This window comes from Noviluteimonas lactosilytica (assembly GCF_020866925.1).
Classification (GTDB): domain Bacteria; phylum Pseudomonadota; class Gammaproteobacteria; order Xanthomonadales; family Xanthomonadaceae; genus Noviluteimonas; species Noviluteimonas lactosilytica.
This window is the reverse complement of the sequence record NZ_JAJGAK010000001.1, coordinates 1,509,390-1,533,478: the sequence shown is the minus strand read 5'-3', so window position 1 is coordinate 1,533,478 and position 24,089 is coordinate 1,509,390. Positions and strand designations below refer to the sequence as shown.

Genomic DNA, 24,089 nt, shown 5'->3' with positions numbered 1-24,089 from the left:
ATTCCCCCATGGACCGCTACGAACGCATCAACGCCCTGCATCGCCTGCTCAAGGCGGCGCGCTACCCCGTCACGGTGGCCCGCCTCCAGGACGAACTCGGCTGCTCGCGCGCCACCGTCTACCGCGACCTCGCCTTCCTGCGCGACGGCCTGATGGCGCCGGTGGTGGGCGACGGCGAGGCCGGCTTCAAGTACGACGCGAGCGAAAGCGATCGCTTCGAACTTCCCGGGCTGTGGCTCAACTCCGAGGAACTGCACGCGCTGCTCGCCGCGCAGCAGTTGCTCGCGCGCAGCGGCGGCGGGTTGCTGTCGACCGCGCTCGCGCCGTTGCAATCGCGCGTGGAGAAGCTGCTCGAGGAACAGGCGGGCGGCAAGCGCTGGCCGGTCGAACGCGTGCGCGTGATCGCCAGTCGCCCGCGCCGCCTCGACGAACACGTGTTCCGCATCGTCGCCTCGGCGGTGCTGGGGCGGAAGAAGCTCTCCTTCGACTACCGCGCGCGCTCGACCGACGAGAAGACGCGCCGCATCGTGTCGCCGCAACGCATCACTCATTACCGCGACAACTGGTACCTCGATGCGTGGGACGAGGACCGCGAGGGCCTGCGCAGCTTCGCCGTCGACCGCATCGGCACGGCGAAGATGGGCGAAGGCGAAGCGCGCGATCTCCCGGACAGCGAACTCGACGAACACCTGGCGTCGAGCTACGGCATCTTCTCCGGGCCGCCGAAGCACTGGGCGACGATCATGTTCAGCCCGAAGGCCGCGCGCTGGGTCGCCGACGAACGCTGGCATTCGCAGCAGCAGGGCCGCTTCCTGCCCGACGGTCGCTACGAGTTGAAGGTGCCGTACAGCAACTCGCGCGAGTTGCTGATGGACGTGCTGCATTACGGCAGCGACGCCGAGATCGTCGAACCGCCGGCGCTGCGCGAACAGGCGCGCGCGCTGCTCGCGCTCGCCATCTCGAACTACGAGCGCTGATGACCCCCGCCGATCCCCCGAAGATCCGCACCGACGAAAAGATCGCGCTGGTCCTCGGGGCGGGTGGCGCACGCGGGCTCGCGCAGATCGGCGTCATCGAGGCGATCGAGGCGCGCAGCCTGAAAATCGTGGCGATCGCGGGGTCCTCGAGCGGCGCGCTGGTCGGCGGGCTGCATGCGTCGGGGCGCTTGCCCGCGTATCGCGATTGGCTGTTGTCGCTGGATCGGGGCGCGATGTTGCGGCTGCTCGATCCGGGCTTCGGGCGTTCGGCACTATTCGAAGGCACGCGGCTGATCGCCGCGCTGCGCGAGATCGCGGGCTCGCCGAAGATCGAAGAACTCCCGATCGATTTCACCGCCGTCGCCGTCGACGTGTTGCGCCAGCGCGAAGTGTGGTTGCGCGAAGGCGACATGTGGGACGCGATCCGCGCGTCCTTCGCGATCCCGGGCCTGTTCACGCCGCACATCATCCACGGCCGGCCGCTGGTGGACGGCGGCCTGCTCGCGCCGTTGCCGATCGCGGCCACGCGCCTGTCCGATGCGCACCGCCTGGTCGCCGTCGACATGCACGGCTGGCCGCAACGCCCGCCGGGCGAACCGGCCGAAGAGGACGCGCCTTCCGGCCCGTCGAACAGCCGCAGCTGGCTCACCGCATGGATGCACATGCGCGCGAGCGACGCCTCGGCCGACGCCGCGCGCACGCGCCTGGGCTTCACCGACCTGATGGCGCGCTCGCTCGACACGATGCAGGCGCAGATCGCGCGCGTGCAGCTGGCCCTCGACCCGCCGGAACTCGTCATCCGCATCCCCCGAGATGCCTGCCAGTTCTACGAGTTCTGGCGCGCGAAGGAGTTGATCGACATCGGCCGGCGCGAGGCCGACAAGGCGCTCGACGAAGCGGGTTACTGAAGAACGGGCGAAACAGGGGTCAGAGCACCATTTCCAACGGAAATGGTGCTCTGACCCCTGTTTCGCTGTTTCGCAGCCTTTGAGATGACGCGCGCCGAAGCTCCGCGCAACACACACGGAGCCCAACGCCATGCATCCCGCCCACAGCACCCGCGCCGCCAGCTTTCTCCGCACGTTCCTCACGATCGGCGTCCTGGCCGTCCTCCTGCTGCCGATGGCGCGCACGAACACGCAGCTGATCGGCTTCCTCCCGCTGTGGCTGGTCGCGATGCCCGCCAGCGCGTTGTGGGCGCTGCGCCGCGTCCGCGCGGGGTGACACGGGTCCGCATCGCGGGCCCGTGATAGCGTGACGGCTTCCCTATCGTCGCGGAGCCGTCATGCCCCAGGGTTCGTCCTTCCGACTCGTCGCAGGAATCGCCTTCGGGCTCGCCGCCACCGCCAGTACCAGCTTCGCGCAATCGACGGGGACCCCCGCGCAGCAGGAGCCCGCCGTGGCGAACGACCCGTACCAGTGGCTCGAGGACGTGAAGGGCGACAAGTCGATCGCCTGGGTCCGCGAGCAGAATGCGAAGAGCGAGGCCGAGCTCGCGCAGTCGCCGCAGTTCCGCAAGCTCGAAACCGACGTCCGCGCCATCCTCGATTCGACCGCGAAGATCCCCGGCGTCGAGAAGATCGGCGACTACTACTACAACTTCTGGAAGGACAAGAACCACGAGCGCGGCCTGTGGCGCCGCACGACGCTCGCCGAATACCGCAAGGCCGACCCGAAGTGGGAAACCATCCTCGACCTCGACGCGCTCAACGCCGCGGAAAAGGAAAACTGGGTCTGGCACGGCGCCGATTGCCTGAAACCCGATTACACGCGCTGCCTGGTCGCGCTGTCGCGCGGCGGTTCGGATGCCGACGTCACGCGCGAATTCGATCTCGCAAGCAGGACGTGGGTGAAGGACGGCTTCTTCCGTCCGGAAGCGAAGGGCGGCCTGGGCTGGGTCGACAAGGACACGGTGTACGTCTACACCGACTTCGGCCCCGGTTCGATGACGCCTTCCGGCTACCCGCGCATCGTCAAGCAGTGGCAGCGCGGCACGCCGCTGGCGCAAGCGCAGAAGGTGTACGAAGGCGAGCCGCAGGACATGTACATCGCCGCCCAGCGCGATCTCACGCCGGGCTTCCAGCGCGACTTCGTCAATCGCGTCATCGCGTTCTACAACGATGAACTCTTCCTGCGCGACGCCGACGGCAAGCTCGTGAAGGTCGACGCGCCGAATTCGGCGAACAAGTCGGTCCACAAGGAATGGCTGGTGCTGGAGTTGCGCGACGCGTACGAGGCCGGCGGCACGACGTATGCCGCGGGCTCGCTGATCGCGACGAAGTTCGACGACTTCATGGCCGGCAAGCGCGACTTCACCGTGCTGTTCGCGCCCACCGACAACACCTCGCTCGCCAGCTTCGGCTGGACGAAGAACCACTTGGTCCTCAACGTCATGGAGGACGTGAAGAACAAGTTGTTCGTGCTCACGCCGGCCGCGGGCGAATGGACGCGCAAGCCGCTCGCCGGTGCGCCGACCATCGGCACCGTGAGCGTCGCGCCGGTCGATGCCGACGACAGCGACGCGGTGTGGGTCACCGCCACCGACTACCTGACGCCGACGACGCTCGCGATCGCCGACGTGTCGAACGACGCCGCGCCGCAAACGCTCAAGTCGAACCCGCAGTTCTTCGACGCGCGCACGCACGTCATCGAACAGCACTTCGCGACCTCGAAGGACGGCACGCGCATCCCGTACTTCCTCGTGAAGCCGAAGGACGCGAAGAACGACGGCACCACGCCGACGCTGCTGTACGGCTACGGCGGTTTCGAAGTGTCGATGACGCCGGGCTATTCCGGCGGCGTCGGCAAGGGCTGGCTGGAGAAGGGTGGCGCGTACGCGGTCGCCAACATCCGCGGCGGCGGCGAGTACGGCCCGCGCTGGCACCAGGCCGCGCTGAAAGCCAACCGCCACAAGGCCTACGAAGATTTCGCCGCGGTCGCCGAAGACCTCGTCAAGTCGGGCCTCACCACGCAAAAGCGCCTCGGCATCATGGGCGGCAGCAACGGTGGCCTGCTGATGGGCAACATGCTCGTGCAGTACCCGCAGCTGTTCGGCGCGATCGTCGTGCAGGTGCCGCTGCTCGACATGAAGCGCTACAGCCACTTGCTCGCGGGCGCTTCGTGGATGGCCGAATACGGCGATCCCGACACGGCCGACTGGGAATTCATCCAGTCGTTCTCGCCGTACCAGCTCTTCGATCCGTCGAAGGAGTATCCGCCGGTGCTCTTCACCACCTCGACCGCCGACGACCGCGTCCACCCGGGCCACGCGCGCAAGATGATGGCGAAGATGCTCGAGGCGAAGAAGGACGTGCGCTACTACGAGAACATCGAAGGCGGCCACGGCGGGGCAGCGAACAACGCCCAGTCCGCGCACATGAACGCCCTCGCCTACACGTTCCTCTGGAACGAACTGTCGAAGTGACCCGACCCTAACGGACCGACAATGAAACTCTCGATCCCCTTGCTCACGACGCTCCTGATGACTTCGACCACATTCGCCGCCGACCTCCCGCAACCGCCCGACGTGGCGAAGAAGCCGCACGTCGTCAAGGCGCCGCATGGCGCGGAGCGTAACGACGAGTACTACTGGCTGCGCGACGACACGCGCAAGAACCCCGAGATGCTCGCGTACCTCAACGCCGAGAACGCGTACGCCGACGCCTTCATGTCGCCGCTGAAGCCGTTGCAGGAAGAGGTGTACGAGGAAATCGTCGGCCGCATCAAGCAGGACGACGCCTCGGTGCCGTACCTCGAGCGCGGCTACTGGTATTACACGCGCTTCGAAACCGGCAAGGACTACCCGATCCATGCGCGCCGCAAGGGCACGATGGACGCGCCCGAAGAAATCCTGCTCGACGTCAACAAGATGGCCGAAGGCAAGGGCTACTTCAGCGTCGGCGACTGGGAAACCAGCCAGGACAACACGTTGCTCGCATGGGCGGAAGACGCGGTCGGTCGTCGCCAGTACACGATCAAGGTGAAGAACCTCGCGACCGGCGAAATCTATTCGGACGAAGTGCCGGGCGTCGCGGCGAATGTCGTCTGGGCGGACGACAACAAGACGCTCTTCTACGTGTGGAACGACCCGAAGACGCTGCTCACCACGCGCGTGCAGAAGCACGTGCTCGGCACGGCGGCGAAGGACGACGTGGTCGTCTACGAAGAGAAGGACGACAGCTTCTACATGGGCGTCGGCCGCACGCGCGACGACAAGTTCCTGTGTATCCAACTGGGCAGCACGGTGTCGAGCGAGTTCCGCTGCGCGTCCGCCGCCGATCCGCAGGACTTCGCGGTCCTCGCGCCGCGCGAACGCGACGTCGAATACGACGCCGACCACCACGACGGCCGCTGGGTGATCCACACCAACGCCGACGGTGCGAAGAATTTCAAGATCGTCACCGCCGCCGACGGGTCGACCTCGCGCAAGGACTGGCAGGAATGGGTGCCGCACAGCGAAGACGTCTTCATCGACGGCTTCGAACTGTTCGACGGCTTCACCGCCATCGCCGAACGCAGCGAAGGCCTGGAACGCCTGCGCCTGCTGCGCCCCGACGGCAAGTCCGAATACGTGAAGGCCGACGAACCCGCGTACGGCATGGGCCTGTCGATCAACGCCGAACCGGACACCGACTGGCTGCGCTACACCTACACGTCGATGACGACGCCGGCCACGGTGTACGAGCTCAACACGAAGACCGGCGAGCGCAAGCTGATGAAGCGCGACCCGGTGATCGGCTACGACCCGTCGAAGTACACGACCGAACGACTGTGGGCGACGGCGCGCGACGGCACGAAGATCCCGGTCTCGGTCGTCTACAAGAAGGGCTTCAAGAAGGACGGCACGGCCGCGCTCCTGCAGTACGCGTACGGCAGCTACGGTTCGTCCACCGACCCGGGCTTCAACCTCCCGGCGGTGAGCCTGCTCGACCGCGGCATGGTGTACGTGCTCGCCCACATCCGCGGCGGCCAGGAGATGGGCCGCAAGTGGTACGACGACGGCAAGCTGTTCAACAAGAAGAACACCTTCACCGACTTCATCGACGTCACCGACTTCCTGGTCGAGGAAGGCTATGCGTCGAAGGATCGCGTCGCCGCGTACGGCGGCAGCGCCGGCGGCCTGCTGATGGGTGCGATCTCCAACATGGCGCCCGACAAGTACCGCGTGATCCTGTCGCAGGTGCCCTTCGTCGACGTCGTGACCACGATGCTCGATCCGACCATCCCGCTCACCACCAACGAATACGACGAGTGGGGCAATCCGGAAAAGAAGGATTACTACGAGTACATGCTGTCGTACTCGCCGTACGACAACCTGAAGCCGCAGGCGTACCCGGCGATGTTCGTGGGCACCGGCCTGTGGGATTCGCAGGTGCAGTATTTCGAACCGGCCAAGTACGTCGCGCGCCTGCGCGACCTCGACACCGCCGGCGCGGATCGCCCGGTGCTGTTCCGCGTCAACATGGAAGCGGGCCACGGCGGCAAGTCGGGCCGGTTTCGCCGGTATCGCGAGCTGTCGGAGATGTACGCGTTCCTGCTCGACCAGCTCGGCGCCTCGAACGTGCAAATCACCGCCGCGAAGTGACACACTGGCGGCCATGAATCGCAATCGCCTCATGGCCGCCCTCCTGGTTGCCGCCCTCCCGCTCGCCGGGTGCGGCAACAAGGGTCCGTTGATCCGCGTGCCCAACGTCGAGGGCGGCCCGCCCGAGATGCCGGCCGCCGACACGACGGTGATGCCGGCGGACAACGGATCCATCGTGTTGCCTGCAGAAAGCGGCACCGTCATGCCGCCGAGCGCGAGCACCGTTCCCGACATCGACAACGACGATGGGTCGACCGGAACGCCGCGCTGAATCCGATGCGATGACCATGCCGCACGCGGCCGGCGGCCGCTCCCTGCGCTTCACCAAAATGCACGGCGCGGGCAACGACTTCGTCGTCGTCGACCTGCGCCACGGCCAGGCCGCGCCCGACGCGGCGCTGTGCCGCGCGCTCGCCGATCGCCACACGGGCGTCGGCTGCGACCAGATCCTCACGATCGAAGCGCCGCGCAGCGCGAACGCGTCCGCGAGCTACCGCATCTGGAACGCCGACGGCTCGCAGGCGCAGCAATGCGGCAACGGCGCGCGCTGCGTCGCCGCGTGGGTCGTGCGCGACGGCACTGCGCGCGGACCGCGTTTCGAGCTCGACAGCCCGGCCGGCACGCATGCCGTCGACGTGTTGCCTGATGCGCGCTATCGCATCGCGATGGGCGTGCCCGACTTCGTGCCGTCGCACGTGCCGCTCGCGCAACAGGGCGAACAGCCGCGCGATGCGTACGACATCGAGATCGATGGGCAGACGCTGCACTTCGGCGCTGCGTCGATGGGCAATCCGCACGCGTTGATCGAAGTCGACGACATCGCCACCGCGCGCGTCGGCGTGCAGGGGCCGGCGCTGCAACGCAGCCGCGCGTTCCCGGAATCGGTGAACGTCGGCTTCGCGCAGGTCGAATCGCGCGATCGCATCCGGTTGCGCGTGTACGAACGCGGCGTCGGCGAAACGCTGGCCTGCGGCAGCGGCGCCTGCGCCGCCGCGGCGATCCTGATGCGGCGCGGCCGCGTCGATCGCGACATCGTCGTCGCCCTGCCGGGCGGCGAGCTTTCGATCGCCTGGCCCGACGACGCCAGCCCGATCACCATGGCCGGTCCGGCCGCATTCGTGTTCGAAGGGGAGTGGTTGCCATGATCGAGACGACCGAGAAGCTCGGCGCGCATGAAGTCGCTGCGTGGTTGCGGCGACACCCGACGTTCCTCAAGCAGTTCCCCGATCTCGCGGTGAGCCTCGTGGTGCCGCGCGAAGACGGGCCCGCCGCGTCGCTGGCGAGCTACCAGCTCGAAGTGTTGCGCGACAAGAATCGCGAGCTCTCGCGTCGCCTGCAGGAATTGTTCGGCAACGCGCAGGAGAACGAACGCCTCGCGGTGCGCACGCACCAGCTCGCGTTGAACCTCATGCGCCAGGACACGCCGGCGACGACGCTGCGCGCGATGGCGGCGTCGCTCGAAGAGGATTTCCAGGGCGACCTCGTGCGCATCGTGACGTTCGACGCGGTGTCGGGCCTGGACGACGTCGATTGGTGGCAATCGATCCCGCTCGGCGACGCGCGCCTGGCGCCGTTCCGCGACGCGATCGTCGACGGCGAACCGATCTGCGGCCGCCTGCATCCCGACAAGCACGCGCTGCTGTACGGCATGCGCGCGGAGGACGTGCAGTCCACCGCGTTGCTGTCGCTGCCGGGCGTCGGTCTCGTCGCGGTCGGCAGTCGCGATCCCAATCGCTTCTTCCCGGGCATGGGCACGCTGTTCCTGCGCATGATGGGCGAAGCCTTGTCGGCGGCGTTGCAACGCTTCCCGGGCTGACGTCCACGATCGACATGGGCTCGATCGACATGCCCTCGATCGATGCGTACCTCGCGCATCTGCACGTGGAGCGGCGCATGTCGCCGCACACGCTCGACGGATATCGCCGCGATCTCGAATCGTTGCGTGCATGGTCCGAAGCGCAGGGCATCGACGTGGACGCGATCCACACCGAACAACTGCGCACGTTCATCGCATCGGAACATCGCCGCGGCCTGTCGCCGAAGAGCCTGCAGCGGCGGTTGTCGGCGTGCCGCAGCTTCTATCGCTGGCTGCTGCGCCATGGCCGCATCCAGGCCAATCCCGCACAACCGATCCGCGCGCCGAAGGCGCCGCGCAAGTTGCCGCAGGTGCTCGATCCCGACGAAGCGAAGGCGCTGGTCGAAGTGCCGACCGATGCGCCGCTCGGTTTGCGCGATCGCGCGCTGCTCGAACTGTTCTATTCCTCCGGCCTGCGGCTGTCCGAACTCTGCGCGCTGCGCTGGCGCGATCTCGACCTCACGAGTGGCCTGGTCACCGTGCTCGGCAAGGGCAGCAAGCAGCGCAGCGTGCCGGTCGGTTCGTTCGCGCGCGCGGCACTGACCGAGTGGAAGACCGAGCGACGGCCGGTCGACGACGCGTTCGTGTTCCCCGGCCGCAACGGCGCCATCACGCCGCGCGCCGTGCAACTGCGGCTGCGCACGCTCGCGCAGCGGCAGGGCCTGTTCAAGCGCGTGCATCCGCACCTGCTGCGCCACAGTTTCGCCAGCCACGTCCTCGAATCCTCCGGCGACCTGCGCGGCGTCCAGGAACTGTTGGGCCACGCGGACATCTCGACGACGCAGATCTATACGCACCTCGACTTCGGGCATTTGTCGAAGGTGTACGACGCGGCGCATCCGCGGGCGCGCAGGAAAAGCGGGAAAGGGGAAACGGGAAACGGGAGCTGAGCGCCCGTCGTTGGGCGAAGTCGATAAGCCGAAGATCGGTTGACCTCGATTCGGCACGCGCCCGTGACGCCGCTTCGCGCCCAATCTCCCGTTTCCCGCTTCATGTTTCCCGTTTCCCCGCTTGATCCCCAAAGCAGCCGTCCCCAACTGATCCGGACACGCTTCCCGGAGCCAGTCCCCCCATGGATCCCCAACGCTTCCACGCCACCACCATCGTCTCCGTCCGTCGCGACGGGAAGGTCGCGGTGGGCGGCGACGGCCAGGTCACGCTCGGCAACACCGTGATGAAGGCGAACGCGCGCAAGGTGCGGCGCCTCGGCCGCGAAGGCCAGGTGCTCGCCGGTTTCGCGGGCGCCGCGGCCGATGCGTTCACGCTGTTCGAACTGTTCGAATCGAAACTCGAAAAACACGGCCAACTCACCCGCGCCGCGGTGGAATTGGCCAAGGATTGGCGCACCGAGCGCCGCCTCGGGAAACTCGAGGCGCTGCTCGCGGTCGCTGACAAGGAGACCTCGCTGATCATCTCCGGCACGGGCGACGTGATCGAACCCGAGGACGGAATCATCGCGATCGGCTCCGGCGGTCCGTTCGCATTGTCCGCGGCGCGCGCGCTGATGGGACACACGACGCTCGATGCGCGGGCCGTCGTCGAAGAGTCGCTGAAGATCGCCGGCGACGTGTGCATCTACACCAACCGCAACATCGTGGTCGAAGAGCTCTGATGAACAATCTCGCCGCCGTGCATTCCTCCTCCACCATGACTCCGCGCGAGATCGTGCAGGAGCTCGACAAGCACATCGTCGGGCAGCAGGCCGCCAAGCGCGCGGTCGCGATCGCGCTGCGCAATCGCTGGCGCCGCATGCAGCTCGAACCCGACCTGCGCGACGAAGTGATGCCGAAGAACATCCTCATGATCGGCCCCACGGGCGTGGGCAAGACCGAGATCGCGCGCCGCCTGGCGACGCTCGCCAACGCGCCGTTCGTGAAGGTCGAAGCCACGCGCTTCACCGAAGTCGGTTACGTCGGCAAGGACGTCGAGCAGATCGTGCGCGACCTCGCCGACACCGCGGTGAAGATGTATCGCGAGCAGGCCAAGCTGCGCGTGCGCACGCAGGCCGAGGAACGCGCGGAAGACCGCATCCTCTCGGCGTTGCTGCCCAAGCGCCAGGTCGCGACCGTGTTCGGCTTCACCAGCGAAGAGACACCCGAAGAAGTCTCGCCGGAAGAAACCGCCACGCGCGCCAAGTTGCGCAAGCAGCTGCGCAGCGGCGCGCTCGACGAGCGCGAGATCGAACTCGAAGTCGCGGTGAACGTCGGCGTCGACATCATGGCGCCGCCGGGCATGGAGGAAATGGGCCAGCAGCTGCGGCAGATGTTCTCGCAGGTCGCGGGCGGCAAGACCCACACCAAGCGGTTGTCGATCAAGGCCGCGCGCCCGCTGCTGATCGAGGAAGAGGCGGGCAAGCTGGTCAACGAAGACGACATCCGCGCCGCCGCGATCGACGCCTGCGAACAGCATGGCATCGTCTTCATCGACGAGATCGACAAGGTCGCCAAGCGTTCGGAAGGCTACGGCGCCGACGTCTCGCGCGAAGGCGTGCAGCGCGACCTGCTGCCGCTGGTCGAAGGCTCGACGGTGAGCACCAAGTACGGCCCGGTGAAGACCGACCACATCCTGTTCATCGCCTCGGGCGCGTTCCACCTCGCCAAGCCGAGCGACCTGATTCCCGAAATGCAGGGCCGCTTCCCGATCCGCGTCGAACTCTCGGCGTTGAGCAAGCACGACTTCGTGCGCATCCTCACCGAGCCGCGCGCCGCGCTCACGCGCCAGTACGTCGAGTTGCTGAAGACCGAAGGCGTCGCGCTGCGTTTCGACGACGAGGCGATCGATCGCCTCGCCGACATCGCGGAGCAGGTCAACGAGCGCCAGGAAAACATCGGCGCGCGTCGCCTGCACACGGTGATGGAACGCTTGCTCGACACGCTGAGCTTCGAGGCGCCGGATCGCGACGGCACGATGCTGACGATCGATCGTGCGTACGTCGACTCGCACCTGGGCGAGTTGGTGAAAGACCCGGATCTGTCGCGCTACATCCTCTGAACGCGACCACCCTCCCTCGCCACGGCAGGGGAGGGTTCGCGCGCGTTACTTCGTCGCGTCCGTCGCCGCCGACTTGCGCGGATCGTCCTTCGCATCGGCGTACGTGATCTCGAACGGTCCCATCGCGTTGACCTGCACGGTCGCGCCGCCCTTCGTCGTCGCTTCGTGCTGCATCTTCGCGGGCAGGCTGACGTAGTCGCCGGTCGCGAAGTCGGCGTCGTGCGTCTTGCCCGACTCGCCCATCGACACGTGGAAGTCGCCGTCGATGACGGTCACCTGCTCGTCGGTCGGGTGCCAGTGGCGCCCGATCTTGTAGCCGGCGGGCATCTTGATGCGGATCGCGAACGGGCCGGCCTTGCCGGGATCGCCCGCCAGCACGGCGAACTGCGCGCCCTTCGGGAGGAAGGGCGGCGGGTCGCCCCACTTCACCTCGCCGGCCTTGACCATCGCGTGTTCCATGCCATCGGCCGCAGGCGCCGATGCCGAATGCATGAGTGCGAGCGCGGGCACCAGGGCCACCATCCAGCTGAGCTTCGTCTTCACGTCGGTCCTCCCGTTGGGGGTTCGTGCCCCCGCCAACGCACGACGCGCACGGAACCGGCCGCGCTTGCGATAATCGGCCGCATGAGCGAACGCAACGACCCCGGCACCACCCATTTCGGCTTCCGCGATGTCCCCGTCGGCGAGAAGCAGAAGCTCGTCGGCGAGGTCTTCTCGTCCGTGGCGGGCAAGTACGACCTGATGAACGACCTGATGTCGCTCGGCATCCATCGCGTGTGGAAGCGCTACTTCGTGGCGACCGCGCAGGTGAAGCCCGGCGATCGCGTGCTCGATCTCGCGGGCGGCACCGGCGATGTCGCCGCGCTCCTGCGCGAACGCGTCGGCGATGCGGGCGAAGTCGTGCTCGGCGACATCAACGGTTCGATGCTGCGTGTCGGACGCGATCGCATGACCGACCGCGGCAACGTGCGCGGATTCTCGTACGTGCAATGCAACGCGCAGGCGCTGCCGTTCCCCGACGCGAGTTTCGATCTCGTGACCATCGCCTTCGGCCTGCGCAACGTCACCGACAAGGACGCCGCGTTGCGCGAGATGCATCGCGTGCTGAAGGTCGGCGGCCAGGCGCGCGTGCTCGAGTTCTCCGAAGTGCGCGCCGACTGGTTCAAGCCGATCTACGACTTCCACTCGTTCAAGGTGCTGCCGCAACTCGGCAAGTTGTTCGCGCAGGATTCGGCGAGCTACCAATACCTCGCCGAGTCGATCCGCAAGCACCCGCCGCAAGAAGACCTGCAGCGCATGATGGAAGCTGCGGGCTTGGCGCGCTGCGGTTACAAGAACCTCAACGCCGGCATCGTCGCCGTGCACACGGGTTACAAGGTCTGAGGCGTCAGCCCGGCTGCCACGCGTAGGTCAGCTTCAGGAACAGGCTGCGCGTGTTGCTGAAGACGTCGAGCGCTTCGTCGTCCGAATAGCCGCCTTCCGAATACCCCGCGTAGATCGCGCTGCGCGGGTTGAGCTTGTACGAATACAGCAGCTGCGCGGCGATGTCGCTCGCGTGGTGCTGCACGGGCACCGTGTACAGCGCCTGGTCGCGGTCGACATCGCTCGACTGCACGGACAGGCGGAAACGCTGGCGCGGATCGAACTGCCAGCTCAGTCGTCCGTCGAGCACGCTCGCATCGAACGCGGTACCGCCGTCGCGCGACATGCGCTGGCGCGTGTAGGTCAGGTTGACGTTGACGCCGCGGCCGACGTCGAGTTGCACGAACGGTTCGAGGTCGACGAGGTGGCCGACTTCGGAGGCGACGAGATCGAGACCATCGCCCGCTTCGAACGAACCGCCGACCTTGATTGGCGACCACGGCACGAGTTCGAAGTAGAACGTGCCGAACGATTCGTCGAACAGCTGGCCGTTCCAGAACCGCTCGCGACCCAGCGCCCCGAGTTCGTAATACCCCTGGCGCGACGCGCGCGCGGCGAGATATCCCTCGACTTCGCGCTCGAGCAGCTGCCCGTCGAAACGATGCGTGATGTCCCAGTCGCCGTTGAACTCGATGCGCGTGACGTTCGAGCCCTTCGGCATGAACCACGTGTGGCCGCCGCCGACGAGTTGCTTGTCGTAGCCGACCTGCGTGATGAAGCCGAGGTCGGCGCGGAAACCGTCGTCGACTTTCCAGTGACCGAGGTTCGCGCGCCAGTTGCGGCTGCTGAACTGGTAGTTCGCGTACAGCGCGTCGCCCTTCGGTGCGGTGTCGCGCAGCGCGAGGCCGTCGGGATACGCGGAATCGCTGTGCAGGAATTGCCCGCGCAGCGTGTGTTCGTCCTTCTGCCAGCGCGCGTCGACGCCGCCGACCCCGTTGCGATACTCCTCGCCCGCGCGATACGTCGCGATGGCGCCGATGCTCGTATGCGCATCGAGGTCGTAGCGGTAACGACCGACGAAGTCGTCCGCCGACTGTTCGAGGAAGCGGAAAGACGAACCGAGCGGCCCCGGCACCAGCAACTGCGTCGTCGCATCACGCGCCAGGATCGCGCCGTACGCCTGGCCACCGTTGCGGCCGGTGACGCGCAGGCCACCGTCGGGATCGGCGATCTGCCGCGTGTAGAGCACCTGCAGCGGCGTCGTGAAGTAGTCCGCGCCTTCGAGGAAGAACGGCCGCTTCTCCGGGAAGAACAACGCGAAGCTCGTGTTGAGGTCGAGCTGCGCCTGGTCGGTTTCGACCTGCGAGAAGTCGGGGTTGAGCGTCGCGTTGAGCGTCAGGTTGGGGCTCGGCGCCCATGCGACGTCGAGGCCCGGCTCGATGTCGGTGCCTTCGCCGCCCCACTTCGCATTCGGCGACGCGCGTTCTTCGGCATGCGTCACGGTGAGCGTGGGCGTGATCTCGAGGTTGCGGCCCTGCTTCACGCCGGTGAAGCCGTCCATCTTGTCGAATGTGCACGTCAGGCAACGCGAACCGCGTTCGACGCGATTGCTGAAGTACTGGTAGCGATATTCGCGCGGACGCACGCGCAGGAACGTCGCGCCCCACCGGCGTTCGCCGGTGGTGTCGCGAAAGCGCAGCGTCGCGAACGGAATGCGGATCTCGACGTCGTAGCCCGCCTCGGTGATGCGGCCCGCGCTGTTCCAGATGCCGTCCCAACTGTCGTCTTCGGTGTTGGTCGACTCTTCCTTGATCAGGTCGGCCTGCACGCCGAACGGATTGACGAAGAACTCGTACGCGCGGCGCTGGTCGTCGAACGTATCGAGCATCACGCCGACGAAGTCGTCGCTGTACAACGCATCGCGATCGCGCAGGAAGGCGTGGATCTTCGCCGGATCCGGATCTTCGGCGTGGAAAGCGATGAGCAGCGCGTCGTCGGTGTAGGCGACTCGCGCGGTGGTCTTCACCGGCGCGGGTGTGTTGTCGCCGGGCGTGACTTCGAACGCGAGGTCGATCGGCGCCGCCTGCTCCCACGCGGCCTCGTCGAGCACGCCATCGACGACGATGTCGCCGGTCACGCGCGGAATGTCGCGCGCGACAACGTCGGCCGCCAACGAAGGCGCGGACGCGAGGGAAAGCAGCAGGGCGAGCGGGAGCAGGGCGAGCCGCGGCGCGCCGGTCGAAGTCGAAGCAGGCATGGGCGCGGAGGATGGCGATTCGCGCTGTGTTGCGACCGTGCCGGAAGTCGGGGCGGGGATGCGCGACGTCCCATCGAGCATCGCCCCTCACCAAAGGCCGATGGAGCGCTGTGCGGCGCGCGTGATGCCATGCGCCGCACCCACACCATCTGAGAGACCGCGCATGAACCGCTCCCTGTTTTCGTTCGTCCTGCTGGCCGCGACTCCGTTCGCCGCCTCGGCGCAGGACGCGCTGTCGTACGACTACGTCGAAGCCGGCTATGTCCGCACCGACATCGGTGGAGACGCGGATGGCTACGGCGTGGCCGGTTCGGTGTCGCTGGACGAGCGCTTCCACGTGTTCGGCAGCTACGCGGATTCCAACGCGAACGACATCGAGGGCCTGGACGTCACGCAGTGGTCGCTGGGGGCGGGTTTTCGCCACCGAATGTCCGATCGAATGGACCTGGTGACGCGCTTCGCATGGTCGAGCTTCGACACGAAGTATTCGACGGACAGCAACGGCATCACGGCGGAGGTCGGCGTGCGCAGCGCCCTGTCGAAACACCTCGAAGGCTGGGCGCTCGCCGGCTACGGCGATCTTGGCCACGGCGACGGCGAGGTGTATGCGCGGGTCGGGGCGCACGCGATGTTCGGCGATCACTGGGGCGTGGCCGGTGACGTGAAGTTCGTCAGCGGCGACACCCAATGGTTCGTCGGCCCGCGCCTGCGATGGTGATGCCCGCCCGCATGCGGAGATGAACGCGAAGCCCGGCCAAGTGCCGGGCTTCGTGCGCTTCGAGGCCCGGGTTTCCGGAACCTTTGCGCGCGACGGCGCCCGCTTGGCTACACTCGGCCGCCTTGCGTCCCCACCCGGTTCCGGAGAGTCCGCTTCCATGCGCCACACCCCGCTGATGCTGTCCCTGGCCGCCGCGCTCGCGCTGTCGGCCTGTGCGAAGAACGAAACGCCGGCGACGGCCGCCACGCCCGCCGCGTCCTCCACCGCCGCCGCTGCTCCCGCCACGCAGGCCGCCGCCGTGACCGACGAACACTCCTTCTCGCAGCCCGACAAGGTTCGCACCACCGATCTCGCGCTCGACCTCGCGGTCGACTTCGCGAAGAAGACCCTCTCGGGCACCGCGACGCTGACGCTCGACTGGGTCGACCCGACCGCCACGCAGCTCATCCTCGATACGCGCGACCTCAACATCGCGAAGATCGAAGGCCAGGGCGCGGACGGCCAGTGGGCGCCGCTGCAGTTCAAGCTCGCAGACACCGCGGACAAGGTGCTCGGCACCAAGCTCACGATCGAAACGCCGGAGCGTCCGAAACTCGTGCGGGTGACGTATTCGACGTCGCCGAACGCGTCGGGCCTGCAGTGGCTCGATCCGGCGATGACCGCGGGCAAGAAGCAGCCCTTCATGTTCAGCCAGTCGCAGCAGATCCACGCGCGTTCGTGGGTGCCGCTGCAGGACACGCCGCAGGTGCGCTTCACGTACACCGCGCACGTCACCGCGCCGAAGGATGCGATGGTGCTGATGAGCGCCGACAACGATCCGAAGGCCGCGCGCGACGGCGACTACACGTTCAAGATGCCGCAGGCGATTCCGTCGTACCTGCTCGCGATCGCGGCCGGCGACCTCGTGTTCCAGCCGATCACCGACACCGCCGGCGTGTGGGCCGAGCCGTCGATGGCCAAGCCCGCCGCGACCGAGTTCGCCGACACCGGCAAGATGATCGACACCGCCGGATCGCTGTACGGTCCGTATCGCTGGGGCCGTTACGACATCCTCGTGCTGCCCCCGTCGTTCCCGTACGGCGGCATGGAGAACCCGCGCCTGACGTTCGCCACGCCGACCGTGATCGTCGGCGACAAGTCGCTCGTTTCGCTGGTCGCGCATGAACTCGCGCACAGCTGGTCGGGCAACCTGGTGACGTTCTCGACGGCGAAGGACGCGTGGCTCAACGAAGGCCTGACCAGCTACGTCGAGAACCGCCTCGTCGAAGCACTGTACGGCAAGGAACGCTCCGACATGGAGCTCGTCATCAGCCGCAACGAGTTGAAGGCCGAGTTCAACGACGAGAACAAGTCGCTGCAGCGCCTCGCCGGCAAGCCGGGCGACCTGAAGGATCCCGACGACAACCTCAGCTCGACCGTCTACACGAAGGGCGCGTGGTTCATGCAGTTCCTGGAACAGCGCTACGGTCGCGAAGCGTTCGACGCGTTCCTGCGCGGTTACTTCGACCACTTCGCGTTCCAGTCGATCTCCTCGCAGCAGTTCGCCGACTACGCGAAGGCCAACCTGCTCGACAAGTATCCGGGCAAGGTGACGCAGGAAGAGTTCGACGCGTGGCTGTACGAGCCGGGCATCCCGACGACCGCGCCGCAGATCGTCTCGCCGAAGTTCGACGCCGTCGACGCCGCGCGCAAGGCGTGGCTGGAAGACGGCACGCTGCCCGCCGCGGACGCGACGGGCAAGTGGACGACGCAGGAATGGGTGCACTTCATCGAAGGCATGCCGGCCACGCTCAACACAAGCCAGATGGCCGCGCTGGACGCCGCGTACAAGTTCACCGGCACGCCGAACGCCGAGATCGCGCAGCGCTGGTATCCGCTCGCGGTGCGCAGCGGCTACACGCAGGCGAACGAAGCGATCGCCGCGTTCCTGCAGAAGATCGGTCGTCGCAAGCTGATCATGCCGACGTACAACGAACTGGCGAAGACGCCGGAAGGCCTGAAGCTCGCGGAAGCGACCTTCGCGAAGGCCAAGCCGGGCTATCACCCGATCACCACCGGTTCGGTGCAGTCGGTGATCGACGCGGCGAAAAACCCGAAGCCCGCGCAGCAGTAACACGGCGACATGGCGCGACGCCGCACCGTCGTCATCGCGGCCGCCCTCGTGGCGGCCGCGTTGCTTGCGGCGATCGCCTTCGTCGCGCGCGATCCCGATGTCCTCGTGCGGATGGAGTTCGCGCGGCAACTGCACGAAGCGCACCTGTCGAAACGCGAAACGAAAGTCGCGGGACATCGCTGGATCTACGCGTATCGCGAAGCAGACAAGCCGGGCGCACCGACGATCGTGATGGTGCACGGCTTCACCGGCATGAAGGAGAACTTCTACCCGGTGGCGCGCGCGCTGGGCGGCCGCTATCGCCTGGTGATCCCGGACCTGCCGGGATGGGGCGAGAGCGAACGCCTGCCGCGCGAGCAATACGGGTTCCTCGCGCAGAGCGAACGACTCGCGGCCTTCATTCGCCATGTGTCGCCGGACAAGCCCGTCGTGCTCGTCGGACATTCGATGGGCGGCGGCGTGGTCGCGCTGACCGCTGCGGGATATCCGCAACTCGTGTCGCACGTCGCGCTGCTCGATGCGGCGGGCGTGCGCTTCAAGGACAACCGCTTCGGCGAGGAAGTCCTCGCGGGGCAGAACCCGTTCGCGGTGCACGATCGCGCGAGCCTCGACCGTTACCTGTCGACCGTGTACTTCGACAAGGACAAGATCCCGTCGATCCCGTGGCCGGCGGACAAGGCGTACATCGCGCGCCGCGTGCGCGACGCCGCGTTCGAACAGCGCGTGCTCGACCACATCGGCCGCGGCCCGGACCGCTTCCTGCCGGGCGACGAAGCCGCGCGCATCGCGCAGCCCACGCTGCTGCTGTGGTGCCGCAACGATGCTGTGATCGATCCGAGCGCGCTGGCGCTGTACGCTGAACGCATCCCGCAGGCGACGGGCGTCATGCTCGACGACTGCGGCCACATGTCGTTGATGGAGCGGCCCGTCGATGTCGCCGCGGCCATCGATTTCCTGATCGCACGAGGCAGGCCACGATGAAACTCGACCTTGGAACTGCAGGCACACTCGCCGTCGCCCTTACGCTCGCGCTCGCCGCGTGTGGCCCGAAGGAAGATCCGCAGGCCGCGGCACAGGCGGCCGCGCAGGTTGCAGCGGAGAAGGAAACGATCGCCGAGGCGAAGGCGAAGGAATTCGACGATGCCTTCGCGCGCAAGGATTGGAAGCTCGCGCGCGGTTACGGCGATTCGCTGCAGATGGACTACCCGCAGTCCGCCGCGGCCAAGCGCATCCAGCCCCAACTCGACGAAGCGCGCGCACACATCCGCGGCGAGGAAGACGCGCGCCGCATGGCCGCGCTGTGGGCTTACCAGGTGCAGCCGATGACGGGCGGTGCGCAGGTGTCGGCGGCGATCTACTCGAAGGACGAGGTCGAGACCGACGGCGGCGCGAAGCATCCGGTGCGCCTGATCTTCCGCGACCATCCCGAGTGGGGGAAGAGCGCGTACCTCGTGCTCGAAGCCGGCGACTTCAACTGCTACGCCGGCTGCAAGGTGCAGGTGAAGTCCGACGACGGCGCCGCGAAGGCGATGGACGCGTCGCGCCCGAAGACCGACGAGGCGATCGCGATGTTCATCGAGGATGAACGCGCACTCTGGCGTCGCGCGAAGGGCGCGAAGTCGCTGGAAATCACCTTCCCGGTGAAGGCGGGCGGCACGCGCACCGCGGTGTTCGAGACCGGCGGCGTCGACGCGGGCAAGCTGCCGAAATGGAATTGACGAGCGCCTGACGGCGTCGCGCTTTGCCCCGAAGGGACGCGCCGACGAACGTCACGCCGATTAACTTCTGCAGGATTAAGCTCCCCTCCAACGGCGCGACGCAGGACGCGCGCGCAGTCCACGAGAGCGGCCCGCCGCAGCGGAGCGACGGCCGGCGCCGAGCGGAGGCGACCATGCTGTCACCGCGCCTGCACAACTTCCTCGACCAGCAACACTCGTCCTACTCCACGCTCACGCACGACCGCACCGTCACCGCGGACGAAACCGCGCACGTCACGCACCTCAGTCGCCAGTTGTTCGCGAAGACGGTGATGCTCAAAGTCGACGGCACGCTCGCGATGATGGTCATGCCCGCGGCGTATCGCATCGATCTCACGCGCCTGTCGCGCGCACTCGGCGGCCGCCTGGTGGAACTCGCGGAGGAAACCGAATTCAAGGATGCGTTCCCCGACTGCGAAGTCGGCGCGATGCCGCCCTTCGGCAACCTCTATGGCCTGCCCGTGTTCGTCGACTCGCGCCTGGCCGCGCATCCGGACATCGCGTTCAACGCCGGCACGCACACCGATGCGGTGCAGATGCCCTACAAGGAATTCGAGCGCCTGGCGCAGCCGGAGTTGCTGTGGCTCGCGCACGTGATGTAGCGAGGAGCAGAGGCGGGAAACGGGAAACAAAGAGCGGGAAACGGGGAACAAGGAGCGGGAAACGGGAAACAAAGAGCGGGAAACGGGAGTCGGGTCTCGCTTCGGCTGACGGACCTGTTAGCCGAATCGAATGCTGCCCTCCCGTTTCCCGCTTTTTGTTTCCCGTTTCCCTCGGCTGTTTCTTACAGCGCGTAGCCAAACTGCTGCTTGAATTGCTCGGAGAACTCGACGTAGTCGAAGCGCTGGTTCTGCGTCCCCGGATGTTCGACCTTCAGCGCGCCCATCAGGTTGCCGATGCGCCCGATGGTCATCCAGTCCATCTGCTTCTCGATGCCGAAGATGAGGCCGGCGCGGAACGCGTCGCCGCAACCGGTCGGGTCGGTGACGCGGCGTTCGTGCGCAGGCGGCACGTCGTACGACTTGCCCGTCGTGTGGATCAGCGCGCCGAGCGGACCGCGCGTGCAGATGTAGGCCTTCGTGCGCTGCACGATGTCCTTCTCGCTCCAGCCCGTCTTTTCCTGCAGCAGGTTCGACTCGTAATCGTTGACGGTGACGTAGTCGGCGAGCTCGATGAAATCGCGCAGTTCCTGGCCGTTGAACAGCGGCATCGCCTGGCCCGGGTCGAAGATGAAGGGCGTGCCGGCTTCCGCGAATTCCTTCGCGTTCTGCAGCATGCCTTCGCGCCCGTCGGGGCTGACGATGCCGAAGGTGACGCCGGCGACGTCCTTCACGTGGTTCTCGTACGACCGCATCATCGCGCCCGGATGGAAGGCGGTGATCTGGTTGTTGTCGTGGTCGGTGGTGATGAACGCCTGCGGCGTGAACAACTCGTCGATCACCTTCACCTGGTCGAGGCGGATGCCCTGTTCGGTGAACCACTCGCGATACGGGCCGAAGTCCTGGCCGACGGTGGCCATCGGAATCGGATCGCCGCCCAGCAGCTTGAGGTTGTAGGCGATGTTGCCCGCGCAGCCGCCGAATTCGCGCCGCATGCGCGGGACGAGGAAGGAGACATTCAGGATGTGCACCTTGTCCGGCAGGATGTGGTTCTTGAACTGGTCGGGGAACACCATGATGGTGTCGTAGGCCAGGGAACCGCAGATCAGCGCAGACATCGTCGAACCTTGTGCTTTGGGGGGCCTCGGGGCCCGCAGGGCGCACAGGGTAGCGGCAGCGCGCGCCGGAGGCCACCGGGCCCGCCGTCCGCCCCGGGCGCGATTCGCTCGAAATCCCCGGAAAAAACGCGACGCGCGTGCTTGCTGGGGGGCAGGGGGAACGATAGGCTAGCGACCCTTACGCGGCACGATTTCTGCTGCCGCCACCACGCAGGCGTCATCCCCTAATGTTCAAGTTCCTCGGCCGCTACTTCTCCAGCGACCTGTCCATCGATCTGGGCACGGCCAACACCCTCATCTACGTCCGCGGCCAAGGCATCGTGCTGAACGAGCCTTCCGTGGTCGCGGTCCGCCAGGACCGCCTCACCGGCGGCACGAAGTCCGTCGCCGCCGTGGGCACCGAGGCCAAGCAGATGCTCGGCCGCACCCCGGGCCACATCAGCACGATCCGCCCGATGAAGGACGGCGTCATCGCCGACTTCACCTACACCGAGGAAATGCTGAAGCACTTCATCCGCAAGGTGCACAAGTCGCGCCTGCTCCGCCCGAGCCCGCGCGTGCTGGTGTGCGTGCCCTGCGGTTCGACGCAGGTCGAACGCCGCGCGATCAAGGAGTCGGCCGAGGAAGCCGGCGCCCGCGAGGTGCACCTGGTCGAGGAACCGATGGCCGCCGCGATCGGCGCCGGCATGCCGGTGACCGAAGCCTGCGGCTCGATGGTCGTCGACATCGGCGGCGGCACCACGGAAGTCGCGGTGATCGCGCTGAACGGCATCGTGTACTCGCAGTCGGCCCGCATCGGCGGCGACCGCTTCGACGAATCGATCATCGCCTACGTGCGCCGCACGCAGGGCATGCTGATCGGCGACGCGACGGCCGAGCGCATCAAGCTCGAGCTCGGCTGCGCCTATCCGCAGAAGGATGTCCGCACGATGGAGATCTCCGGCCGGCACCTCGCCGAGGGCGTGCCGAAGATGATCACCATCAGCTCCAACGAAGTCCTCGAAGCCCTGCGCGAACCGCTGGCCGGCATCGTCGCCGCGGTGAAGCAGGCGCTGGAGCAGACCCCGCCGGAACTGTGCGCCGACGTCGCCGAGCGCGGCATCGTGCTCACCGGTGGCGGCGCGCTGCTGCGCGACCTGGACCGCCTGCTGACCGAAGAGACGGGCCTGCACGTGCAGGTGGCCGACGATCCGCTGACGTGCGTCGCGCGCGGCGGTGGCCGTGCGCTCGAGATGCTCGACATGCACGGCAACGAGTTCTTCGCGCCGGAATAAGGCACGCCCCGAAACCCAGGTAAAACCGTCTCCGCCATCGTGCCGCCCTACGCCGGTCCCGCTGCTGCCCGCCCCGGCGAAATCGCCGGCACGCTACGGCTGCTGGCCTACCTTGCGGCGGCCTTCGCCCTGATCGTGCTCGACCATCGCGGTGGGTGGCTGTCGAACACGCGCCAGCAGGCGCAGGTGTTCGTGCAGCCGCTGTGGTCCGTGGCCGGCTGGCCCGGCAAGGTGGTCGATTCGATCAGCGACGACGCGGGCACGCGCAGTTCGCTGATGGCCGAGAACCGCCGCCTGCGCAACGAACTGCTCGTCAGCGGCGCGCGCATGGCGCGCCTGCAGGCCGCTTCCGCCGACAACGACCGCCTGCGCAGCATGCTCGGCGTGGTGAAGCGCGGCGGCCTCGACGTACAACTCGCGCGCATCCTCGACATCGACCTCGATCCGGTGAAGCAACGCCTCGTCCTCGATGCCGGCAGCGGCGACGGCGTGCGCGTCGGCCAGGTCGTGATCGATGCCGGCGGCGTCGTCGGCCAGGTCATCGCGGTCACGCCGATGCATTCCACCGCGTTGCTGCTCACCGATCCCGATCACGCGGTGCCCGTCGCGGTCCTGCGCAACGGCGTGCGCCTGGTCGCGTACGGCTCGGGGCGCAGCGATCGTCTCTCGCTCGCGAGCATTCCGTTGTCGAGCGACGTGAAGGTGGGCGACGTCGTCGTCACCTCCGGCCTCGGCGATCGATTCCCGGCGGGTTTCCCGGTCGGCACGATCTCCGCGCTGCGGCCCGACGAGAGCCGCGCGTTCCTCGTCGGCGACGTCACGCCCGCCGCGCAACTCGATCGCGGCCGCGACGTGCTGTTGTTGCGCAGCGCGCCGGCACGCCCGGTGATCGGCCCCGTCGCCGAATCCACGTCGCTGTTGCCGGTGAGCGCCAGCGTCGCCGCGCCCGCGACGGCGACGCTCCCCGCGTCCGCCGCCACCCGAGTCCAGCGCCCATGAGCCGCGAACGCGCCGCCTGGGTCCTGCCCGTCAGCATCGTCGTCGCGCTGCTGTTCGGCCTGCTGCCGCTTCCCGCGCTGCTGCAACCGTTGCGGCCTTACTGGCTCGCGCTCGCGGTGGCGTACTGGGTGCTCGAGGAACCGGATCGCGCGGGGCTGGGCTTCGCGTTCTTCGTCGGCCTGATCGCCGACCTGTGTTTCGGCAACCTGCTCGGCGAGCAGGCGCTGCGCCTGGTGATCCTCGCGTTCATCCTGCAGCGCTTCCGCGCGCGCCTGCGGTTCTTCCCGCTGTCGCAGCAGGCACTGGCGATCGGCGCGTTGTTGCTCAACGATCGCATCGTGACGTCGGCCCTGCACCTCGCGCTGGGCGAAGCGCCGCTACCGCCGCTGTCGTGGGTGGCGCCGGTGATCGGCATGCTGCTGTGGCCGCCGCTGTTCCTCCTGTTCGACACGCTGCGCCTGCGTGCGTGGCGCAATCGCTGAAGG

The 24,089-nt window shown here is 67.3% G+C and carries 23 protein-coding genes; 20 read left to right on the top strand and 3 right to left on the bottom strand.

Features of this window, described 5'->3' with window-relative positions; genetic code table 11:
* The first annotated feature begins 8 nt into the window (after positions 1-8).
* The 11 genes from LK996_RS07390 (at position 9) to hslU (ending at position 11,407) form a co-directional block, all read left to right on the top strand.
* On the top strand, positions 9-977 hold the full coding sequence (locus LK996_RS07390; RefSeq protein WP_230526475.1) for a helix-turn-helix transcriptional regulator: 969 nt from the start codon (positions 9-11) through the stop codon (positions 975-977).
* Positions 977-1,885 carry a patatin-like phospholipase family protein gene (locus LK996_RS07385; RefSeq protein WP_230526474.1) on the top strand — a complete coding sequence of 303 codons (909 nt, stop codon included), beginning with the start codon at positions 977-979 and terminating at the stop codon, positions 1,883-1,885. Before LK996_RS07390 ends, LK996_RS07385 begins: the two co-directional genes overlap by 1 nt.
* A gap of 130 nt (positions 1,886-2,015) precedes the next feature.
* A complete protein-coding gene (locus LK996_RS07380) occupies positions 2,016-2,201 on the top strand; it encodes a hypothetical protein (protein ID WP_230526473.1) in 186 nt (61 codons plus the stop codon).
* A 61-nt stretch (positions 2,202-2,262) separates the two neighbouring features.
* Entirely contained in the window at positions 2,263-4,401 is a 2,139-nt protein-coding gene (locus LK996_RS07375; RefSeq protein WP_230526472.1) for a prolyl oligopeptidase family serine peptidase, read from the top strand.
* Positions 4,402-4,458: 57 nt separating this feature from the next.
* Entirely contained in the window at positions 4,459-6,561 is a 2,103-nt protein-coding gene (locus LK996_RS07370; protein WP_425493715.1) for a S9 family peptidase, read from the top strand.
* A gap of 13 nt (positions 6,562-6,574) precedes the next feature.
* Positions 6,575-6,832 carry an LPS translocon maturation chaperone LptM gene (gene lptM / locus LK996_RS07365; RefSeq protein WP_230526470.1) on the top strand — a complete coding sequence of 86 codons (258 nt, stop codon included), beginning with the start codon at positions 6,575-6,577 and terminating at the stop codon, positions 6,830-6,832.
* A gap of 16 nt (positions 6,833-6,848) precedes the next feature.
* Complete coding sequence (gene dapF / locus LK996_RS07360; RefSeq protein ID WP_230526864.1) at positions 6,849-7,706, top strand: diaminopimelate epimerase; 858 nt, start codon at positions 6,849-6,851, stop codon at positions 7,704-7,706.
* Positions 7,703-8,377: a DUF484 family protein gene (locus LK996_RS07355; protein ID WP_230526469.1), complete on the top strand. Its 675-nt coding sequence runs from the start codon at positions 7,703-7,705 to the stop codon at positions 8,375-8,377. The genes dapF and LK996_RS07355 overlap by 4 nt, the downstream gene beginning before the upstream one ends.
* 14 nt (positions 8,378-8,391) lie before the next feature.
* Positions 8,392-9,306, top strand: coding sequence for a tyrosine recombinase XerC (gene xerC / locus LK996_RS07350; protein WP_230526468.1), 915 nt, complete (start codon positions 8,392-8,394; stop codon positions 9,304-9,306).
* A 182-nt stretch (positions 9,307-9,488) separates the two neighbouring features.
* Positions 9,489-10,028, top strand: a complete 540-nt coding sequence (hslV, locus tag LK996_RS07345; protein WP_230526467.1) for an ATP-dependent protease subunit HslV — start codon at positions 9,489-9,491, stop codon at positions 10,026-10,028.
* Between the two features lie 35 nt (positions 10,029-10,063).
* Positions 10,064-11,407, top strand: a complete 1,344-nt coding sequence (gene hslU, locus LK996_RS07340) for an ATP-dependent protease ATPase subunit HslU (protein ID WP_484549425.1) — start codon at positions 10,064-10,066, stop codon at positions 11,405-11,407.
* A gap of 45 nt (positions 11,408-11,452) precedes the next feature.
* Here the strand turns inward: hslU and LK996_RS07335 are convergent, their stop codons facing one another.
* Positions 11,453-11,950, bottom strand: a complete 498-nt coding sequence (locus LK996_RS07335) for a cupin domain-containing protein (RefSeq protein ID WP_230526465.1) — start codon at positions 11,948-11,950, stop codon at positions 11,453-11,455.
* Positions 11,951-12,031: 81 nt separating this feature from the next.
* Here LK996_RS07335 and ubiE point away from each other — a divergent pair, with 81 nt between their 5' ends.
* The gene (gene ubiE / locus LK996_RS07330) at positions 12,032-12,790 is read left to right on the top strand and encodes a bifunctional demethylmenaquinone methyltransferase/2-methoxy-6-polyprenyl-1,4-benzoquinol methylase UbiE (RefSeq protein WP_230526464.1); all 759 of its coding nucleotides are present in this window, start codon (positions 12,032-12,034) and stop codon (positions 12,788-12,790) included.
* Between the two features lie 4 nt (positions 12,791-12,794).
* Here the strand turns inward: ubiE and LK996_RS07325 are convergent, their stop codons facing one another.
* Positions 12,795-15,026 (bottom strand): carbohydrate binding family 9 domain-containing protein, encoded by a 2,232-nt coding sequence (locus tag LK996_RS07325; RefSeq protein ID WP_230526463.1) that lies wholly within the window; start codon positions 15,024-15,026, stop codon positions 12,795-12,797.
* Between the two features lie 163 nt (positions 15,027-15,189).
* Between LK996_RS07325 and LK996_RS07320 the strand changes: the two genes are divergently transcribed.
* The 5 genes from LK996_RS07320 (at position 15,190) to LK996_RS07300 (ending at position 20,216) form a co-directional block, all read left to right on the top strand.
* The gene (locus LK996_RS07320) at positions 15,190-15,744 is read left to right on the top strand and encodes a porin family protein (protein ID WP_230526462.1); all 555 of its coding nucleotides are present in this window, start codon (positions 15,190-15,192) and stop codon (positions 15,742-15,744) included.
* Between the two features lie 157 nt (positions 15,745-15,901).
* Positions 15,902-17,857, top strand: a complete 1,956-nt coding sequence (locus LK996_RS07315) for a M1 family metallopeptidase (protein ID WP_230526461.1) — start codon at positions 15,902-15,904, stop codon at positions 17,855-17,857.
* A 9-nt stretch (positions 17,858-17,866) separates the two neighbouring features.
* Positions 17,867-18,838 (top strand): alpha/beta hydrolase, encoded by a 972-nt coding sequence (locus LK996_RS07310; protein WP_230526460.1) that lies wholly within the window; start codon positions 17,867-17,869, stop codon positions 18,836-18,838.
* Positions 18,835-19,575 carry a hypothetical protein gene (locus LK996_RS07305; protein ID WP_230526459.1) on the top strand — a complete coding sequence of 247 codons (741 nt, stop codon included), beginning with the start codon at positions 18,835-18,837 and terminating at the stop codon, positions 19,573-19,575. The genes LK996_RS07310 and LK996_RS07305 overlap by 4 nt, the downstream gene beginning before the upstream one ends.
* 173 nt (positions 19,576-19,748) lie before the next feature.
* Entirely contained in the window at positions 19,749-20,216 is a 468-nt protein-coding gene (locus LK996_RS07300) for an aminoacyl-tRNA deacylase (RefSeq protein ID WP_230526458.1), read from the top strand.
* A gap of 182 nt (positions 20,217-20,398) precedes the next feature.
* Here LK996_RS07300 and LK996_RS07295 read toward each other — a convergent pair whose 3' ends face one another.
* The gene (locus LK996_RS07295; RefSeq protein ID WP_230526457.1) at positions 20,399-21,331 is read right to left on the bottom strand and encodes a carbohydrate kinase family protein; all 933 of its coding nucleotides are present in this window, start codon (positions 21,329-21,331) and stop codon (positions 20,399-20,401) included.
* Positions 21,332-21,558: 227 nt separating this feature from the next.
* On the opposite strand from LK996_RS07295, the gene LK996_RS07290 reads away from it, so the two are divergent.
* From LK996_RS07290 to mreD, 3 genes are read left to right on the top strand one after another with little or no spacing between them, the layout of a single operon-like run.
* On the top strand, positions 21,559-22,605 hold the full coding sequence (locus tag LK996_RS07290; protein WP_230526456.1) for a rod shape-determining protein: 1,047 nt from the start codon (positions 21,559-21,561) through the stop codon (positions 22,603-22,605).
* Positions 22,606-22,644: 39 nt separating this feature from the next.
* Positions 22,645-23,604, top strand: coding sequence for a rod shape-determining protein MreC (gene mreC, locus LK996_RS07285; RefSeq protein ID WP_425493714.1), 960 nt, complete (start codon positions 22,645-22,647; stop codon positions 23,602-23,604).
* Entirely contained in the window at positions 23,601-24,086 is a 486-nt protein-coding gene (gene mreD / locus LK996_RS07280; protein ID WP_230526455.1) for a rod shape-determining protein MreD, read from the top strand. Before mreC ends, mreD begins: the two co-directional genes overlap by 4 nt.
* Positions 24,087-24,089 lie beyond the last annotated feature (3 nt).

Excerpts from the sequence above, each read along its gene's own strand:
- LK996_RS07300 (WP_230526458.1), top strand. The coding sequence starts at position 19,749 with ATGCTGTCACCGCGCCTGCACAACTTCCTCGACCAGCAACACTCGTCC.
- LK996_RS07375 (WP_230526472.1), top strand. The coding sequence starts at position 2,263 with ATGCCCCAGGGTTCGTCCTTCCGACTCGTCGCAGGAATCGCCTTCGGG.
- LK996_RS07385 (WP_230526474.1), top strand. The coding sequence starts at position 977 with ATGACCCCCGCCGATCCCCCGAAGATCCGCACCGACGAAAAGATCGCG.
- lptM (WP_230526470.1), top strand. The coding sequence starts at position 6,575 with ATGAATCGCAATCGCCTCATGGCCGCCCTCCTGGTTGCCGCCCTCCCG.
- LK996_RS07325 (WP_230526463.1), bottom strand. The coding sequence starts at position 15,026 with ATGCCTGCTTCGACTTCGACCGGCGCGCCGCGGCTCGCCCTGCTCCCG.
- ubiE (WP_230526464.1), top strand. The coding sequence starts at position 12,032 with ATGAGCGAACGCAACGACCCCGGCACCACCCATTTCGGCTTCCGCGAT.
- LK996_RS07290 (WP_230526456.1), top strand. The coding sequence starts at position 21,559 with ATGTTCAAGTTCCTCGGCCGCTACTTCTCCAGCGACCTGTCCATCGAT.
- LK996_RS07380 (WP_230526473.1), top strand. The coding sequence starts at position 2,016 with ATGCATCCCGCCCACAGCACCCGCGCCGCCAGCTTTCTCCGCACGTTC.
- mreD (WP_230526455.1), top strand. The coding sequence starts at position 23,601 with ATGAGCCGCGAACGCGCCGCCTGGGTCCTGCCCGTCAGCATCGTCGTC.
- LK996_RS07370 (WP_425493715.1), top strand. The coding sequence starts at position 4,459 with ATGACTTCGACCACATTCGCCGCCGACCTCCCGCAACCGCCCGACGTG.
- hslU (WP_484549425.1), top strand. The coding sequence starts at position 10,064 with ATGACTCCGCGCGAGATCGTGCAGGAGCTCGACAAGCACATCGTCGGG.
- LK996_RS07310 (WP_230526460.1), top strand. The coding sequence starts at position 17,867 with ATGGCGCGACGCCGCACCGTCGTCATCGCGGCCGCCCTCGTGGCGGCC.
- LK996_RS07355 (WP_230526469.1), top strand. The coding sequence starts at position 7,703 with ATGATCGAGACGACCGAGAAGCTCGGCGCGCATGAAGTCGCTGCGTGG.
- LK996_RS07305 (WP_230526459.1), top strand. The coding sequence starts at position 18,835 with ATGAAACTCGACCTTGGAACTGCAGGCACACTCGCCGTCGCCCTTACG.
- dapF (WP_230526864.1), top strand. The coding sequence starts at position 6,849 with ATGCCGCACGCGGCCGGCGGCCGCTCCCTGCGCTTCACCAAAATGCAC.
- LK996_RS07315 (WP_230526461.1), top strand. The coding sequence starts at position 15,902 with ATGCGCCACACCCCGCTGATGCTGTCCCTGGCCGCCGCGCTCGCGCTG.
- hslV (WP_230526467.1), top strand. The coding sequence starts at position 9,489 with ATGGATCCCCAACGCTTCCACGCCACCACCATCGTCTCCGTCCGTCGC.
- LK996_RS07295 (WP_230526457.1), bottom strand. The coding sequence starts at position 21,331 with ATGTCTGCGCTGATCTGCGGTTCCCTGGCCTACGACACCATCATGGTG.
- LK996_RS07390 (WP_230526475.1), top strand. The coding sequence starts at position 9 with ATGGACCGCTACGAACGCATCAACGCCCTGCATCGCCTGCTCAAGGCG.
- LK996_RS07320 (WP_230526462.1), top strand. The coding sequence starts at position 15,190 with ATGAACCGCTCCCTGTTTTCGTTCGTCCTGCTGGCCGCGACTCCGTTC.
- xerC (WP_230526468.1), top strand. The coding sequence starts at position 8,392 with ATGGGCTCGATCGACATGCCCTCGATCGATGCGTACCTCGCGCATCTG.